Below are 16,094 nucleotides of genomic sequence, written 5' to 3'. Positions count from 1 at the left end.
TGTAAATTGGTGGAGCTAGACGGGATCGAACCGTCGACCTCTTGCATGCCATGCAAGCGCTCTCCCAGCTGAGCTATAGCCCCTCATCGCTGAGGACGGGGCGAATCTTAAGGGCGTATCGGAGGGCTGTCAAATTTATTTTCAACAAATTTGAAAATTTTTTGCCGGGATAACAATCACTTACCGACAAACCCCGGAAAACCGGGGTATGTCCTGCCTCATGGAGCGCTTAGGCGATCGCGCCCAGCAGTTTTTCCCACTCCCTGTTTTCCTTCTTCGACACGCCACCGAGCAGATCGATGGCCTGGCGCAGACGGAAACGGGTCAGGTCCGGCCCGAGGATTTCCATCGCATCGAGCACCGAAACCGAGCTGGCCTGGCCGGTAATGGCGGCGAACATCAGCGGCATGGCATCGCGCAATTTCAACTCCAGCGAATCCACCACGGCCTGGATGGTCGCGGTGATGCTGTCCTTCTCCCACTGACGCAGGCTTTCCAGCTTCCACAGGATCAGTTGCATCAACTGGCGCACCTGGTCGCCGGAGAGCTTCTTGGATTCGAACAACTTCGCGTCCGGCGTCACGCCACCGGCGAAGAAGAAGCCGGCCAGCGGAGCGATCTGGCTGAAGGTCTCTACCCTGCCCTGCACATGGGGAGCGATCTTCATCATGTACTCAGGGTTCAACGCCCACTTCTGCACGCGAGCGGCAAACTCTTCCACCGGCAGGTCCCGCAGCCACTGGCCATTGAGCCACGACAGCTTCTCGACGTCGAAGATCGGCCCGCCCAGGGAGACGCGCGACAGGTCGAAGTGCTCGACCATTTCCTGCAGCGAGAACTTCTCGCGTTCGTCCGGCATCGACCAGCCCATGCGGCCCAGGTAGTTGAGCATGGCCTCGGGCATGAAGCCCATGCGCTCGTAGAAGGTCACCGAGGTCGGGTTCTTGCGCTTGGACAGCTTGCTCTTGTCCGGGTTACGCAGCAGCGGCATGTAGCACAGCTGCGGCTGTTCCCAGCCAAAGTATTCGTAGAGCAGGATCAGTTTCGGCGCCGACGGCAGCCATTCTTCACCGCGCAGGACGTGGGTGATGCCCATCAAGTGATCGTCGACCACGTTGGCCAGGAAGTACGTCGGCAGGCCATCGGTCTTCATCAGCACTTGCATGTCCATGCGATCCCACGGGATCTCGACATCGCCACGCAGCATATCCGGCACGACGCAGACGCCTTCGGTCGGTACTTTCATGCGAATCACGTGGGGCTCGCCAGCGGCCAGGCGACGGGCGACTTCTTCCTTGGACAGCAGCAGCGCCCGGCCGTCGTAGCGCGGGGTTTCGCCACGGGCCATTTGCTCGGCACGCATCTGGTCCAGCTCTTCGGCGGTGCAGAAGCAAGGGAACGCGTGCCCCATGTCCACCAGCTGCTGGCAGTACTGCTTGTAGATCTCGCCGCGCTCGCTCTGGCGATACGGGCCGTGCGGGCCGCCGACGTCCGGGCCTTCGCTCCAGTCGATCCCCAACCAGCGCAGGGCATCGAAGATCTGCTGTTCGGACTCGCGGGTCGAACGCAACTGGTCGGTGTCCTCGATCCGCAGGATGAACTCGCCGCCATGCTGCTTGGCAAAACAATAGTTGAACAAAGCGATATAGGCGGTGCCGACATGGGGATCGCCAGTAGGCGAAGGCGCGATGCGGGTGCGGACGGTGGTCATGGCATGTCTCGGAAAGAATATAAAAGCGAAGATCGAACAGGGGGCGAATGGTAACAGGCGATGGCGGGCGGGCTCCAGTGAGAGCGGGATTTGTGTGGCATCTCCCAGACCGAGTCGCCTCCTTCGCGAGCAAGCCCGCTCCCACAGGAGATCGCATGCAGCCTGAAAGACTCGGTCAACTGTGGGAGCGGGCTTGCTCGCGAAGAGACCATCGAAACCACCGCAAAACTCAAACGGTCAGCAACCGCTCCCGCAACTTGCCAATCTCATCGCGCAATTGCGCCGCCGCCTCGAACTCCAGGTCCCGGGCCAGTTGGTACATTTTCTCTTCCAACTGCCGGATACGCTTGGTGATTTCGCTCGGCGAGCGCAGTTCGGCCTCGTAGCGGGCGCTCTCTTCGGCGGCCTTGGCCATGCCCTTGCGCTTCTTGCTGCGTGAGCCGGGCACGGTGGCGCCTTCCATGATGTCGGCGACGTCCTTGAACACGCCCTTGGGGGTGATGCCGTTGGCCAGGTTGAAGGCGATCTGCTTGTCGCGGCGGCGCTCGGTCTCGCCGATGGCCCGCTCCATGGAACCGGTGATGCGGTCGGCGTACAGAATCGCCCGGCCATTGAGGTTACGTGCCGCGCGACCAATGGTCTGGATCAACGAGCGCTCGGAACGCAGGAAACCTTCCTTGTCCGCATCGAGAATCGCCACCAGCGACACTTCCGGCATGTCCAGACCTTCGCGCAGCAGGTTGATGCCCACCAGCACATCGAAGGTGCCCAGGCGCAGGTCACGGATGATCTCGACCCGCTCCACCGTGTCGATGTCCGAGTGCAGGTAACGCACCCGCACGCCATGGTCGGCCAGGTAGTCGGTGAGGTCTTCGGCCATGCGTTTGGTCAGCGTGGTGACCAGCACCCGCTCCTCCACCGCCACGCGCTTGGTGATCTCCGACAGCAGGTCATCGACCTGGGTCAGGGCCGGACGCACCTCGACTTGTGGGTCCACCAGCCCAGTCGGCCGTACCACTTGCTCGACGACGCGACCGGCATGCTCGGCCTCGTAGTTGCCAGGCGTGGCCGAGACGAAAATCGTCTGCGGGCTCACGCTCTCCCATTCGTCAAAACGCATCGGCCGGTTGTCCAGGGCCGAGGGCAGGCGGAAACCGTACTCCACCAGTGTTTCCTTGCGCGAACGGTCGCCTTTGTACATGGCGCCGACCTGGGGCACGCTGACGTGGGATTCGTCGATCACCAGCAAGGCATCGGCGGGCAAGTAGTCATACAACGTCGGCGGCGGCGCACCCGCCGGGCGACCCGACAAGTAGCGCGAGTAGTTCTCGATGCCGTTGCAGTAGCCAAGCTCCAGGATCATCTCCAGGTCGAAGCGGGTGCGCTGTTCCAGGCGCTGGGCTTCCACCAATTTGTTGTTCGAACGCAGGTACTCCAGGCGCTCCTGCAACTCGACCTTGATCCCTTCGATGGCGTCCAGCAGGGTTTCCCGAGGCGTCACGTAGTGGCTCTTGGGGTAGAAAGTGAAGCGGGGCAACTTGCGGATCACTTCGCCGGTCAGCGGGTCGAACGCCGAGAGGCTCTCCACTTCATCGTCGAACAGCTCGATGCGGATCGCTTCCAGGTCCGATTCCGCCGGGTAGATGTCGATCACATCGCCGCGCACCCGGAACGTCGCCCGGGCGAAATCCATGTCGTTGCGGGTGTACTGCAAGTCCGCCAGGCGCCGCAGCAAGGCACGCTGGTCGAGTTTGTCGCCACGGTCCACGTGCAGCACCATCTTCAGGTAGGTTTCCGGGCTGCCCAGACCGTAGATGCACGACACCGTGGTGACGATGATCGCGTCCTTGCGCTCGAGCAACGCCTTGGTCGCCGACAGTCGCATCTGTTCGATGTGATCGTTGATCGAGGCATCCTTCTCGATGAAGGTGTCCGAGGACGGCACGTAGGCCTCGGGCTGGTAGTAGTCGTAGTAGGAAACGAAGTACTCCACGGCGTTGTTCGGGAAAAACGCCTTGAACTCTCCATAGAGCTGCGCCGCCAGGGTCTTGTTCGGCGCCAGCACCAGGGTCGGGCGCTGCACCTGGGCGATCACATTGGCGATGCTGAAGGTCTTGCCCGAACCGGTCACACCGAGCAACGTCTGGTGCGCCAGCCCGGCCTCGATACCCTCGACCATCAGGCGGATGGCTTCCGGCTGATCGCCGGCGGGCTGGAAGCGGGTGACTAGCTGGAATTCAGACATGACATAACCTCTGGATTCACCCCTGTCGGCCAGCCGACAGGAACGAGAAAGACCGAAACGACTGATGTCGTCCGAGGAAAAAGCTGGGATGCACACAATGTGGAGGTGAATGCCTTCGCTTTCAAGACGAACGTCCTACACGCCTTGAAGACTTTGACGCGGCGAGAGGACTAACGGTCGAAAAAAATCGAAAAAACTTACCGTAAAAGCCGAATCGCCTGTCGCCGTGCCGGGTGATGGCCTCTATACTAGCTCCCCGTTTGTGCACCGCTCTAGTGCATTCGGCTGGAGCGCCACACGTCCCCTCACTCTCCATTCAGAGCCGCGCACTAATGAGCCTGTTTTCCGCTGTCGAATTGGCACCCCGCGACCCCATCCTGGGCCTCAACGAAGCTTTCAACGCCGACACCCGTACCAATAAGGTGAACCTGGGGGTGGGTGTTTACTGCAACGAGGAAGGGCGCATTCCATTGCTGCGCGCCGTTGTCGAAGCCGAGACGATTCGCGTGGCTCAGCACGTTTCCCGTGGTTACCTGCCAATCGACGGCATTGCCGCCTACGACCAGGCCGTGCAGACCCTGCTGTTCGGCAAGGACTCGGCGCTGATCGCTTCCGGCCGCGTCATCACCACCCAGGCCGTGGGCGGCACCGGCGCACTGAAGATCGGTGCCGACTTCCTCAAGCAACTGCTGCCTGGCGCCGTCGTCGCCATCAGCGACCCGAGCTGGGAAAACCACCGCGCCCTGTTCGAAACCGCCGGCTTCCCGGTGCAGAACTACCGCTACTACGACGCCGCCACCCACGACGTGAACCGCAGCGGCCTGCTGGAAGACCTCAACGCCCTGCCCGACCGTTCGATCGTTGTGCTGCACGCTTGCTGCCACAACCCGACCGGCGTGGACCTGAGCCCGGAAGACTGGAAAAACGTGCTGGCGGTCGTCAAGGCCAAGAACCACGTACCGTTCCTGGACATGGCCTACCAGGGCTTTGGCGAAGGCATCGACGAAGACGCGGCGGCCGTGCGCCTGTTCGCCGAGTCGGGGCTGACCTTCTTTGCCTCCAGCTCGTTCTCCAAATCGTTCTCGTTGTACGGCGAGCGCGTTGGCGCCCTGTCGATCGTCAGTGAATCGAAGGAAGAAAGCGCCCGCGTGCTGTCCCAGGTCAAACGCGTGATCCGCACCAACTACTCCAACCCGCCAACCCACGGCGCCAGCATCGTCGCCGCTGTGCTCAACAGCCCCGAGCTGCGCGCGCAATGGGAAGCCGAACTGGCCGAAATGCGCCTGCGGATTCGCGGCATGCGCGACCAGATGGTCGACATGCTGGCCAAGGCCGCGCCGCACCACGACTTCAGCTTCGTCGCCCGCCAGAGCGGGATGTTCTCCTACTCCGGCCTGACCGTTGAACAAGTGACGCGCCTGCGCAACGAGTTCGGCATCTATGCCCTGGACACCGGTCGCATCTGCGTGGCCGCGCTGAACCAGAACAACATCGATGCGGTGACCAAGGCCATCGTCCAGGTGATCTGACGCCTCGACGCTGGATGAAAAAACGGGAAGCCATTGGCTTCCCTTTTTTTGACCCGATGTTTTTGTGGCCTGCTTCTGTAGCCTGCTTCTGTGGCGAGGGAGCTTGCTCCCGCTGGGCTGCGCAGCAGCCCTAAAACCAACCACCTCGGTATTTCAGACTGATTTAACCAAGCATTTTGGGGCTGCTTCGCAGCCCAGCGGGAGCAAGCTCCCTCGCCACAAAAGCAAAACCACAAAAGCAAAACCACAAAAACAAGACCACAAAAGCACCGGGCACGACACTCTGGCTGAAGCTACAGCTCCGTAGCCCGCTGGCTCGCCGCATCGTCATAGATGACATACAACGACTCGGCAACCTGGCTCTTGATCGCCTTGGTGCTTTCCAGCCCCAGGACAAACCCCTCGGCCTTGCCACCGGCGCGATTCAGCGCCTCGGCGGTGCTGGCCTGGGTAATGGCGTCGTACAGTTTCTCGGCATGAGGCCCCACGCCCTTGGGCAAACTGATCTGGGCGGTACTCACAGGCACACCTGCGCGCAAGGGGCTGTGTGAAGGGGTAACAGATGATTCATGGCGCGTACCTCAATGTCGGCGAATGGCCGGCAGCGCGTCCTGCCACTTCCGGGCAACCATGGTAGCCCTCTGCCGCCGTTGCGGTAACTGCCAATCGTTGATTGTCCTTCAATGGGCAGCAGGAATGCGCCGCCCGGCAATAGACGCTTGACTTCTCTTTTCCAATCAGTAACATACGCGCCATTCCGCGATAGCTCAGTTGGTAGAGCAAGTGACTGTTAATCACTGGGTCCCTGGTTCGAGTCCAGGTCGTGGAGCCAGACAGCAACACACAAAAAGCCCCTGGTTCGAAAGATCCAGGGGCTTTTTTGTGGGCAAAAAACAGGTGGATGGCCATATAAGCCTGGCCGAGGTCGCTGCCGGAACAACAATCCGACACCAAAAAGGCAATATGGTCCGGATCCTGCTTTCTTTTTCCGACAACCCAAGCTGTCACGTGAGCGTCATGACAGGGCCGCACACTGGTCCTGTCCGCCAACAACAGCTTCATAAAAACAAGGACGAAGGTATGCCCACACAAAACCCCCATCGCATTGTCGGCCTGTGCACCTCCAGCAAGGTGTACAACGTACTGACCGAACTCAAGCAACTGGAAGGCCACCGCAGCGCCAAATTCCTTTCCCTGCTGGCGGAAAACCTGGTGCGCAAGGGCCTGCTCAATGAGCAGGAACTGGTGCACATGCTCGATCTGGTCGTCGATTGAGCGGCATCGATTCCTACTATTGAGCCAGTTGATTTTCCGTCCTTCCCCCTGAGCCTTAAGGTAACCCCATCGATTGATGGAGGTTTCCCATGCCCAAGGTTCAAATCATGTCTGTCATTGGCAGCGCCGTCCCCGCCCCACTCCGGGAGCTCGGGTTGCTGGCCTGCTGGTATCTGGTGCAGGACGGCGTGGCCATCAGCGGCCCGCTGACTTCACTGCCCGCCGCCGAGGCGCTGTCACAACGTATCGGCCCCTACCTGATGAACGCCTAGGGCAGTTGCACCCGCGGTGAGCCTTCGACAAACAAGGCCCAGCACGACATGAACAGCGCCGCGATCAGCGGCCCGATCACGAAGCCGTTCAGTCCGAACACCGCCAGCCCACCCAGTGTCGAGACCAGCACCAGGTAGTCGGGCATCTTGGTGTCCTTGCCCACCAGGATCGGCCGCAGGAAATTGTCCACCAGGCCAATCACGAACACCCCGAACAACGTCAGCACCACGCCCTGCCAAATCGCTCCCGAGAGCAGGAAATACACCGCCACCGGCGCCCAGACAAGACCTGCCCCCACCGCAGGCAACAATGACAGGAACGCCATCAGCACCGCCCAGGGCAATACCGTAGGGATCCCCAGAATCCAGAAGATCAGCCCACCCAGCGCACCTTGGGTAATGGCGACCAACAGGTTGCCTTTCACGGTAGCCCGCACCACCCGATTGAATTTCAACTGCAAGCGGCGTTTTTGATGTTCCGCCAAGGGAATGGCCGTGCGCACCTTGCGCACCAGCTCCGCACCGTCGCGCAGAAAGAAGAACAGCAGATAGAGCATCACGAAGAAACTGACCAGGAACTGAAAGGTACCCTGGCCGAAACTGAAGGCCTGGGTGGCGAAGAATTCGCTGCCCTGCATCGCGCTCTTGACGATCTTGTCACGCAAGCCGTTCAGGTTGCCCAGGCCGAAGCGGTCCAGCAGGTGCTGGAAGTACGGCGGCAAGGCATCCTTGAAGCGGGCCAGGTAATCGGCAATGTCCAGCTCACCGCTTTCCAGGCTCTTGTACAGCGCCGCTCCCTCCTGGACCAGCAACATGCTGATGACAATCACCGGTAGGATCGCGATGACCACACAGATGCTCAAGGTGAACAACGACGTGAGATTGCGGTGCCAACCGAACTTGAACTGCAGGCGGCGCTGCATCGGCGCAAAGACGATACCCAGGATCACCGCCCAGAATACCGCCCCGTAGAACGGCAGCAGAATCCAGATAAAGGCGACCGTGACCAGCACCAGCAGCAACATCTGGGCTTTGTTTTGCAGCATCTTTCGATTCATCAGCTTTCCATGTCCAAAGGCGAGATACACATTAGTCAGCCAGGACTCGCCGGAGTGCCGTCACGCTTGCACTGTGCCCTTGATCCAAGTCAATAAGGCCTGGCCGACCCTGGCGTACCCTCCGCGCTTTTTGCGACCCGCCCCCACCATGACCCTCGCCGCCCCCGAACTGCTGGCGCCCGCCGGCACCCTGAAAAACATGCGTTATGCCTTCGCCTACGGTGCCGACGCGGTGTACGCCGGCCAGCCGCGCTACAGCCTGCGAGTGCGCAACAACGAATTCGACCACGGGAACCTGGCCTTGGGCATCGCCGAGGCCCAGGCCATGGGCAAGCGCTTCTACGTGGTGGTGAACATTGCCCCGCACAACGCCAAGCTGCGGACCTTTCTCAAAGACCTCGAACCGGTGATTGCCATGGCACCGGACGCGCTGATCATGTCCGACCCGGGGTTGATCATGCTGGTTCGCCGGCATTTTCCGCAGATGCCAATTCACCTGTCGGTGCAAGCCAACACGGTGAACTGGGCGAGCGTTGAGTTCTGGCAGCAGCAAGGTCTGTGTCGGATCATCTTGTCCCGGGAACTGTCCCTGGAAGAAATCGCCGAGATTCGCGAGCAAGTCCCGGCCATGGAGCTGGAAGTGTTCGTCCATGGGGCGCTGTGCATGGCCTATTCGGGGCGCTGCCTGCTGTCCGGTTATATGAACAAGCGCGATGCCAACCAGGGCAGCTGCACCAACGCCTGCCGCTGGAAATACTCGGCGCAGCCGGCGGTGGAAAATGCCGTGGGCGACATTGTGCAGAGCTATCAGCCCGAACCGACCCTGGGCCTCGGCGCGCCCACCGACCAGGTGTTTCTACTCCAGGAAGCCAATCGCCCGGACGAGTCCATGCCGGCCTTCGAGGATGAGCACGGCACCTACATCATGAACGCCAAGGACCTGCGGGCCGTGCAACACGTCGAGCGCCTGGCGCGCATGGGCGTGCATTCCTTGAAGATCGAAGGCCGCACCAAGTCGCACTTCTATTGCGCGCGCACCACCCAGGTGTATCGCCGGGCCATCGATGATGCGGTGGCCGGCCGGGAATTCGATCGCGGCCTGATGACCGACCTGGAGTCCCTGGCCCAGCGTGGCTACACCGAAGGCTTCCTGAGACGCCACGTGCATGACGAATACCAGAACTACCAGAACGGCAGCTCAGTGTCGGAGCGCCAGCAGTTCGTCGGCGAACTGACCGGCGAACGGCGCGAACGCCTGGCCGAAGTGCGGGTGAAGAACCGTTTTGGCCTGGGTGATCACATGGAACTGATGACCCCCAAGGGCAACTTTCACTTCGACCTGCATCAGTTGCAGGACATCAAGGGCCAGGCCATCGAAGTGGCACCGGGGGATGGGCATGTGGTGTACGTGCCGATCCCGGATGCGGTGGATCTGCGGTTTGGGTTGTTGATGCGGGATGTGCGTGAGCCATAGTCGCCACCGAACAAATGTGGGAGCGGGCTTGCTCGCGAAGGCGGTGTGTCAGAAGTGAATACATTGGCTGACACACTGTATTCGCGAGCAAGCCCGCTCCCACAGGGGATTTGTGATGGACACAAGATTCTGCATGCCACAAATCTTTAGCTCCCGGCAGAAACTGCCGAAGGCTGCGATCCTCCGCTTCCGATAGGGCCTGGTAGCCCAGGCGAAAACATCTGGATCGAGAGCGAAAGATCGCAGCCTTCGGCAGCTCCTGCTGCTCCGGGTCAGATGCGGAACTGCCCCACCAGTTGACCCAGGCGCTGGCCCAGGTCGGCCAGGCTGCGGGACGTCTGGGCGCCGAGTTGGGTTTCGTCGGCGACGCTGTCCACGGCCACGGCGATCTGATGCACGCTGCGGTTGATTTCTTCGGCCACGGCAGTCTGTTCTTCGGCGGCGCTGGCGATCTGGGCGTTCATCGAGTTGATGGTGCCGATCAGCTGCGCCATGGTGTCCAGGGACGCGCCCGCCTCGTTGGCCCGTTCCGAGGTGCCATCGCCGGCCTCGCTGGAACGACGCATCGCTTCCACTGCCGCGTGGGTGCCCGATTGCAGCCGGTCGATCATGCCCTGGATTTCCTGGGTACTTTGCTGGGTCCGGCTGGCCAGGGCCCGCACTTCATCGGCCACCACCGCGAACCCACGCCCCGCCTCGCCGGCACGCGCGGCCTCGATGGCGGCGTTGAGGGCCAGCAGGTTGGTCTGCTCGGCGATCGAACGAATCACCCCGAGCACACTGACAATCGAGGCCACGTCTTGCTGCAGGCTGTCCAAGGACACGCCGCTGCTGCGGATATCGTTCACCAGCGCATGAATCTGTTGGATGCTGCCTGCCACCACGCGCTTGGCCGATTGGCCTTCTTCGTCGGTCTGCTGGGCCGCGACGGCAGCGCCCTGGGCACTGCGAGCGACTTCCTGGGCCGCCGAGGACATCTCGTTGATCGCCGTGGCGACCTGATCGGTTTCGTGGCGTTGACGCTCCATCGCCTGTTCGGAGCGCTGGGCCTGCTCGGAGACTTGGGTCACCAGGCCGGTCAGTTGCGAGGTCATGTCGGTGATCTGCCGCACCAGGCCGTGGATCTTGTCGACGAAGCGGTTGAACGAACCGGCCAGTTGGCCCAGTTCATCCTGGCTGGTAATCGCCAGGCGCCGGGTCAGGTCACCCTCGCCCGCCGCGATGTCATCGAGGTTGTCTTTCATCAGGTGCAGGGGGCGCAGGATCGTGTTGGCGAGCACCAGGCCCACCACCGCAATCACCAGCAACACCACGGCGGCGATCCCGACGATGCTCAGTACCACGCCTTGCAGGCGATCGTGGACCTTGGCTTCCACCAGCGCCACCTGGGCTTCGATGCCGTCCAGGTTGACTGAACTACCGACCGCCAAGTCCCACTTGGGCAGGTATTCGGTGTAGCCGAGCTTGGGCACCAGGTCCTTGCTGCCGGGCAGCGGCGAGCTGTATTCCAGGTAATGCGTGCCGTCCTTGGCGACTTTCACCAGGTCGCGGTTGACATAGACACCGTTCGGATCGCGGTTGTCCTTGAAGCTCTTGCCCACGCCATCGGGGCTGTTGGCCTTGAACAGACGAATGGTCTCGGAGTCGTAACCGAAGAAATAGCCGTCCTTGCCGTAGCTGATGTTCGACAGCAGCTTGATGGCCTGGGCGCGCGCCTCGTTATCACCCGGCGCGGCGGCATCGTAGAGCGGCTTGATCGCGGTCAGGCCCACCGCCACGTAGTTCTGCAGCGTGGCCTTGGCCTCGCTGAGCAGGCGCTCGCGGGTTTGCTGGACTTCTTTACTCGCTTGTTCCTTCAAGATGAAAGCCGTGGTCAGGCTGATGATCACGGCGGACAGCAATACCGGCAGTATCGCAAGGGACAGGACTTTAGCCTTCAGGCTCAGGCGCATGCTGTTCACTCTTGTTGGTGTTATTGGCGTGGTTAGCTGTATTAACGGCAGCGCACGGCAAAACTGTAGGACAAGGTGAACAGTCAGTTGGCAGAGTCGCTGGATTCAAGGGCCTCTTCGCGAGCAAGCCCGCTCCCACAAGGGATTGCTGGTGTGCACACATTCCGTGTTCACAGCAGATCCAGTGTGGGAGCGGGCTTGCTCGCGAAGGTTGCGACTCAGTCCTAGAGTCTTGTTGAATCAGCCTTACAACACCATCGCCGCCACCCAACCAAACGCCAGCAGCGGCAGGTTGTAGTGGATGAAGGTCGGGACCACGGTGTCCCAGATGTGATGATGCTGGCCGTCGATGTTCAGGCCGGAGGTCGGGCCCAGGGTCGAGTCCGAGGCAGGCGAGCCGGCATCGCCCAGGGCGCCGGCGGTGCCGACGATGCAGACGATTGCCAGCGGGCTGAAGCCCAGCTGCAGGCACAGCGGCACGAAAATCGTCGCCAGGATCGGCACCGTGGAAAACGACGAGCCGATGCCCATGGTCACCAGCAGGCCCACCAGCAACATCATCAGCGCGCCGATGCCCTTGTTGTGGCCGATCCAGGCCGCCGAAGCTTCCACCAGGCTTTGGACTTCACCGGTGGCCTTCATCACCTCGGCGAACCCTGAGGCGGCGATCATGATGAAGCCGATCATCGCCATCATCTTCATGCCTTCGGTGAACAGGTCGTCCGTCTCACGCCAGCGCACCACCCCCGACAGCGAGAAAATCAGGAACCCGGCCAGGGCGCCGATGATCATCGAGTCCACCAGCAGCTGGATCGCGAATGCCGCCGCCACCGCAACCCCGGCCACGATCAGGCTCAGCGGGTTGTAGCGCACGGCCACTTGCTCGGCCTTGGCGATCTTCTTCAGGTCATAGACGCGTTTCTTGCGGTACGTGATGAACGACAGCGCCAGGCCAAACACCATGCCCAGCGCCGGGATGCCCATGGCGTGGGTGATATTGATGCCACTGATGTCGACGCCGCTGCGGGCGACATTGGCCAGCAGGATTTCATTGAGGAAGATGTTGCCGAAGCCCACCGGCAGGAACATATAGGGGGTGATCAGACCGAAGGTCATGACGCAGGCGATCAAGCGACGGTCCAGCTGCAGCTTGGTCAGCACGTAGAGCAGCGGCGGCACCAGCAGCGGGATGAAAGCGATGTGGATCGGCAGGATGTTCTGGGAAGCGACCGCGACCGTGCCCAGCATACCGATCAGCACCCATTTGACGCCCGAGCCACCGGCGACGTCCTGGCGATCCACCAGGGCCAGGGCTTTGTCCGCCAGGGCGTGGGCCATGCCGGACTTGGCAATCGCCACGGCGAAGGCGCCGAGCAAGGCATAGGACAATGCCACCGTCGCACCGCCACCCAGGCCGGCATTGAACGCCTTGAGCGTCGCCTCGATCCCCAGGCCGCCCGTCAGGCCGCCCACCAACGCGCCGATAATCAGCGCGATCACCACGTGCACACGAGACAGGCTGAGCACGAGCATGACGCCAACCGCGGCAATTACTGCATTTATCATCGTTACCTCAACGCACAGCGATGGAAAGCCACCGGACAAAAAGGTCGCGACTTTGCAGCAAGCGGCGGCAAGCTGCAAGGGCCCTGGGGCGGGTTTTCAAGTCTCGCAATGTTTGCAGCCACCACTCCCCCTGTGGGAGCGGGCTTGCTCGCGAATGCGATGTGTCAGCTAAAAACTCATGACTGACACTCCGCTTTCGCGAGCAAGCCCGCTCCCACAGGAGGGCGGTGCCATGAAGTAGTTGTCAGCGCCTGGGCAACTCGATCACAACCTTCAACCCACCCCACTCGCTGTCATCCAACGCCAACAGCCCGCCCCAGGTGTCGACGATGTCCCGCACGATGCCCAGGCCCAGGCCGTGGCCATCGGTCTGTTCGTCCAATCGCGTGCCGCGGCTGAACACCTGCTCGCGGCGGTCCGCGGGAATGCCCGGGCCATCGTCCTCCACCGCCAGGCTGAACCCTTCGGCGGTTTCGGTCAGGGTCAGGCGCACCTCGGCATCGGCCCATTTGCAGGCGTTGTCCAGCAGGTTGCCCAGCAGTTCCAGCAAGTCTTCACGGTCCCAGGGCAGGTGCAGGCCCGGTGGGGCGACGTAGCTCAGGTGCAGGTGCTCGCCATGGATCATGTTCAGCGTGGCCAGCAGCCCTGGCAGTTCGGCGTCGCAGTCCAGGTGCGCGCCGGGCAAGGCATCGCCGGACAGCCGGGCACGGTTGAGTTCGCGGTTGAGGCGCTGGCGGACCTGCTCCAATTGGTCGAGCAACAGTTTGCGCAGCTCGGGATAGGGGTCGAGCTTCTCGTTCGATGCCAGGCTTTGCAGCACCGCCAATGGGGTTTTCAAGGCATGGCCGAGGTTGCCCAGGGCGTTGCGCGAACGCTTGAGGCTGTCTTCGGTGTGGGCCAGCAGATGGTTGATTTGCGCGACCAACGGTTCAAGCTCCCGTGGCACCTGTTCGTCCAGTTGCGTGCGCTGCCCGCGCTGCAACTGGGCAATCTGCTCCCGGGCCCGGTCCAGCGGACGCAAGGCCCGGCGCACGGTGAGGCGTTGCAGCAACAGGATCAGCAACAGCCCCGCCAACCCGAGCCCGAGGCCAACCTGTTGCATCCGGCGAAAGCTGTCACGCACCGGCGTATAGTCCTGGGCCACGCTGATGGAAATCGCCTGGCCCAGCCGCCGATAGTCGGTACGCAGCACCAGCAGCTTCTGGCCCTCCGGGCCCAGTTGCAGATTGCTGTGCAAGCCTGGGTGGTCGAGCCGGGGCAACTCCTGGTCCCACAGCGAGCGGGAACGCCAATGCACATCGGCAAAATCGATGCGGAAATAATGCCCGGAGAACGGTCGCTGATAGGCCGGCGACAGGCGCCGTTCATCCAGTTGCAAGCCCAGCGGGCCGCGCACCAGGGCCACCAGCAGGTTTTCACTGTCGTTGCGCAGGCCGGCTTCCAGGTAACGCTGCAAGCCCAGCTCGAACAGCCACAGGCTGGTTTGCGCCAGGATCAGGCCGACCACCAGCATTACACCGATCAGGCCCAGGCTCAGGCGCCGCTGGATGGATCTCACTGCGCCTGCCCGCCGAACAGGTAACCCTGGCCGCGACGGGTTTCGATCACGCTGCGTCCCAGCTTGCGCCGCAGGTGATTGACATGAACTTCCAGTACGTTGGAATCGCGCTCGGTCTCACCGTCGTACAGGTGTTCGGCGAGATGGCTTTTGGAAAGGATCTGTTCGGGATGCAGCATGAAATAGCGCAACAGGCGAAACTCGGCCGCCGTGAGCTGGATGTCGGTGCCGTCGCGGACCACGCACTGGCGACTCTCATCCAGGTGCAACCCGGCGGCCTTTAGCGTCGGCTGGTTGACCTGCCCATGGGAGCGGCGCAGCAGTGCCTGGATCCGCAAGTGCAGTTCTTCAGGATGAAACGGCTTGGTCAGGTAGTCATCGGCGCCGGCCTTGAGCCCCTCGATGCGCTCGGCCCAGGACCCTCGGGCGGTGAGGATCAACACCGGCGTCGCCAGGCCACCAGCACGCCACTGGGCCAACACGTCGAGCCCCGGCACACCTGGCAGGCCGAGGTCGAGGATGATCAAGTCGTAGGGCTCGCTGCTGCCTTGGTACACCGCGTCGCGCCCGTCGGCGAGCCAATCGACGGCGTACCCTTGCCGTGCAAGCCCGGCCATCAATTCGTCCGCCAGGGGCACGTGATCTTCCACCAGAAGCAGGCGCATCAGTCTTCCTTATCTTTGAGTAAACGGCCGGTCGTGGCCTCCAGGTCCAGTTCGCGCACGACGCCGTCGGTGTCCAGCAGCTCGACTTCGTAAATATAGACGCCGTGTTTCTCCTCCAACTCGGCTTCCAGCAGTTTGGCGCCCGGGTGGCGGTCCAGCGCCTGTTGCAACAGATGCTCCAGCGGCAGGATAACGCCCTGCTGGCGCAGTTGCAGGGCCTCGTCCTGGTCCAGGTCACGGGCCATGGCCAGCGAACAAAACGCCAGCAACGCCAGCGCCCATCGGCTGCGGGCGCATAAATTAAGCTTCATTACAGATCCTGATGATTCTTGAGTACCTTGCCATTGGTGGCGTCCAATTCCAGATCCCACTCGATGCCCTTCGTATCGCGCAGGTCCACCTGGTAAATGTACTTGCCGTACGCTTCTTCCAACTCGGTCTCGGTCAAGGTGGCGCCAGGGTGCTTGGCCAGGGCGGCGGCATCGAGCTTTTCGACGGACAGGATGGTACCAGCGTCTTGCAGCTTACGGGCTTCGTCCACGCCCAGGTCTCGTGCGTGAGCCAGGCTCGTACCGAGGGCCATGAGGGTCGCGATGAAAAAGGCAGTCAGGCGGTTCATGGGTTGTCTCCTTTTTATAATCTTTGCCCGGGGACTGTATCGGGGTGAACTTAACTGAAACTGAATGGCCATCATGCGTGAAAAATCCTCTGTGGGAGCGAGCCTGCTCGCGATAGCGGTCTCTCTGCCTGGCATCGATGTAGCTGAACCGACGTTATCGCGAGCAGGCT

Annotated in this window: 14 protein-coding genes and 2 tRNA genes; 5 read left to right on the top strand and 11 right to left on the bottom strand. The window is 61.8% G+C overall.

All coding sequences use genetic code 11. The annotated features are described in order from the left end of the window. Positions 1 to 7 precede the first annotated feature (7 nt). The 3 genes from J3P88_RS10010 to uvrB all read right to left on the bottom strand — a co-directional run bounded on the left by J3P88_RS10010 (position 8) and on the right by uvrB (position 3,956). Positions 8 to 83: transfer RNA gene (locus J3P88_RS10010), tRNA-Ala, on the bottom strand. A 146-nt stretch (positions 84 to 229) separates the two neighbouring features. After that, a complete protein-coding gene (gene gltX, locus J3P88_RS10005) occupies positions 230 to 1,711 on the bottom strand; it encodes a glutamate--tRNA ligase (protein WP_434574961.1) in 1,482 nt (493 codons plus the stop codon). A 229-nt stretch (positions 1,712 to 1,940) separates the two neighbouring features. After that, positions 1,941 to 3,956, bottom strand: coding sequence for an excinuclease ABC subunit UvrB (gene uvrB, locus J3P88_RS10000; protein WP_186708725.1), 2,016 nt, complete (start codon positions 3,954 to 3,956; stop codon positions 1,941 to 1,943). Positions 3,957 to 4,288: 332 nt separating this feature from the next. Between uvrB and J3P88_RS09995 the strand changes: the two genes are divergently transcribed. Further along, positions 4,289 to 5,485, top strand: coding sequence for an amino acid aminotransferase (locus J3P88_RS09995; protein ID WP_250965490.1), 1,197 nt, complete (start codon positions 4,289 to 4,291; stop codon positions 5,483 to 5,485). Positions 5,486 to 5,778: 293 nt separating this feature from the next. Here the strand turns inward: J3P88_RS09995 and J3P88_RS09990 are convergent, their stop codons facing one another. Then, positions 5,779 to 6,006, bottom strand: a complete 228-nt coding sequence (locus tag J3P88_RS09990) for a hypothetical protein (protein WP_014337443.1) — start codon at positions 6,004 to 6,006, stop codon at positions 5,779 to 5,781. A gap of 235 nt (positions 6,007 to 6,241) precedes the next feature. Here J3P88_RS09990 and J3P88_RS09985 point away from each other — a divergent pair. The 3 genes from J3P88_RS09985 to J3P88_RS09975 all read left to right on the top strand — a co-directional run bounded on the left by J3P88_RS09985 (position 6,242) and on the right by J3P88_RS09975 (position 7,032). Then, positions 6,242 to 6,317, top strand: a tRNA-Asn gene (locus J3P88_RS09985). A 248-nt stretch (positions 6,318 to 6,565) separates the two neighbouring features. Next, complete coding sequence (locus J3P88_RS09980; RefSeq protein WP_434574959.1) at positions 6,566 to 6,760, top strand: hypothetical protein; 195 nt, start codon at positions 6,566 to 6,568, stop codon at positions 6,758 to 6,760. Positions 6,761 to 6,849: 89 nt separating this feature from the next. Then, complete coding sequence (locus J3P88_RS09975) at positions 6,850 to 7,032, top strand: hypothetical protein (protein WP_434574957.1); 183 nt, start codon at positions 6,850 to 6,852, stop codon at positions 7,030 to 7,032. Here the strand turns inward: J3P88_RS09975 and J3P88_RS09970 are convergent. Continuing rightward, a complete protein-coding gene (locus tag J3P88_RS09970) occupies positions 7,029 to 8,090 on the bottom strand; it encodes an AI-2E family transporter (RefSeq protein ID WP_186708721.1) in 1,062 nt (353 codons plus the stop codon). The two genes, J3P88_RS09975 and J3P88_RS09970, sit on opposite strands and share 4 nt — an antisense overlap. Before the next feature lie 148 nt (positions 8,091 to 8,238). On the opposite strand from J3P88_RS09970, the gene yegQ reads away from it, so the two are divergent. Then, a complete protein-coding gene (yegQ, locus tag J3P88_RS09965) occupies positions 8,239 to 9,564 on the top strand; it encodes a tRNA 5-hydroxyuridine modification protein YegQ (RefSeq protein ID WP_434574955.1) in 1,326 nt (441 codons plus the stop codon). A 272-nt stretch (positions 9,565 to 9,836) separates the two neighbouring features. On the opposite strand, the gene J3P88_RS09960 is transcribed toward yegQ, so the two are convergent. From J3P88_RS09960 to J3P88_RS09935, 6 genes are all read right to left on the bottom strand, one after another. Next, positions 9,837 to 11,516: a methyl-accepting chemotaxis protein gene (locus J3P88_RS09960; protein WP_186708719.1), complete on the bottom strand. Its 1,680-nt coding sequence runs from the start codon at positions 11,514 to 11,516 to the stop codon at positions 9,837 to 9,839. Positions 11,517 to 11,762: 246 nt separating this feature from the next. Beyond that, positions 11,763 to 13,079: a Na+/H+ antiporter family protein gene (locus tag J3P88_RS09955; protein WP_434576400.1), complete on the bottom strand. Its 1,317-nt coding sequence runs from the start codon at positions 13,077 to 13,079 to the stop codon at positions 11,763 to 11,765. A 247-nt stretch (positions 13,080 to 13,326) separates the two neighbouring features. After that, a complete protein-coding gene (locus tag J3P88_RS09950; RefSeq protein WP_186730956.1) occupies positions 13,327 to 14,640 on the bottom strand; it encodes an ATP-binding protein in 1,314 nt (437 codons plus the stop codon). After that, positions 14,637 to 15,305, bottom strand: coding sequence for a response regulator transcription factor (locus J3P88_RS09945; RefSeq protein ID WP_053123507.1), 669 nt, complete (start codon positions 15,303 to 15,305; stop codon positions 14,637 to 14,639). Before J3P88_RS09945 ends, J3P88_RS09950 begins: the two co-directional genes overlap by 4 nt. Then, positions 15,305 to 15,616: a PepSY domain-containing protein gene (locus J3P88_RS09940; RefSeq protein WP_434574953.1), complete on the bottom strand. Its 312-nt coding sequence runs from the start codon at positions 15,614 to 15,616 to the stop codon at positions 15,305 to 15,307. Before J3P88_RS09940 ends, J3P88_RS09945 begins: the two co-directional genes overlap by 1 nt. Beyond that, positions 15,616 to 15,924 (bottom strand): PepSY domain-containing protein, encoded by a 309-nt coding sequence (locus J3P88_RS09935; RefSeq protein WP_186708716.1) that lies wholly within the window; start codon positions 15,922 to 15,924, stop codon positions 15,616 to 15,618. The genes J3P88_RS09940 and J3P88_RS09935 overlap by 1 nt, the downstream gene beginning before the upstream one ends. Positions 15,925 to 16,094: the final 170 nt, after the last annotated feature.

Origin of the sequence: Pseudomonas sp. Z3-6 (genome assembly GCF_051131985.1) — a bacterium.
In the GTDB taxonomy this organism is placed as follows: Bacteria; Pseudomonadota; Gammaproteobacteria; order Pseudomonadales; family Pseudomonadaceae; genus Aquipseudomonas; species Aquipseudomonas zanjanensis.
The sequence above is the reverse complement of the archived record's forward strand: the minus strand, read 5'-3'. Positions and strand labels throughout refer to the sequence as shown.

Coding starts and splice junctions, on each gene's coding strand:
- J3P88_RS09935 (WP_186708716.1), bottom strand. CDS start 15,924: ATGAACCGCCTGACTGCCTTTTTCATCGCGACCCTCATGGCCCTCGGT.
- gltX (WP_434574961.1), bottom strand. CDS start 1,711: ATGACCACCGTCCGCACCCGCATCGCGCCTTCGCCTACTGGCGATCCC.
- yegQ (WP_434574955.1), top strand. CDS start 8,239: ATGACCCTCGCCGCCCCCGAACTGCTGGCGCCCGCCGGCACCCTGAAA.
- J3P88_RS09980 (WP_434574959.1), top strand. CDS start 6,566: ATGCCCACACAAAACCCCCATCGCATTGTCGGCCTGTGCACCTCCAGC.
- J3P88_RS09975 (WP_434574957.1), top strand. CDS start 6,850: ATGCCCAAGGTTCAAATCATGTCTGTCATTGGCAGCGCCGTCCCCGCC.
- uvrB (WP_186708725.1), bottom strand. CDS start 3,956: ATGTCTGAATTCCAGCTAGTCACCCGCTTCCAGCCCGCCGGCGATCAG.
- J3P88_RS09970 (WP_186708721.1), bottom strand. CDS start 8,090: ATGAATCGAAAGATGCTGCAAAACAAAGCCCAGATGTTGCTGCTGGTG.
- J3P88_RS09960 (WP_186708719.1), bottom strand. CDS start 11,516: ATGCGCCTGAGCCTGAAGGCTAAAGTCCTGTCCCTTGCGATACTGCCG.
- J3P88_RS09995 (WP_250965490.1), top strand. CDS start 4,289: ATGAGCCTGTTTTCCGCTGTCGAATTGGCACCCCGCGACCCCATCCTG.
- J3P88_RS09940 (WP_434574953.1), bottom strand. CDS start 15,616: ATGAAGCTTAATTTATGCGCCCGCAGCCGATGGGCGCTGGCGTTGCTG.
- J3P88_RS09945 (WP_053123507.1), bottom strand. CDS start 15,305: ATGCGCCTGCTTCTGGTGGAAGATCACGTGCCCCTGGCGGACGAATTG.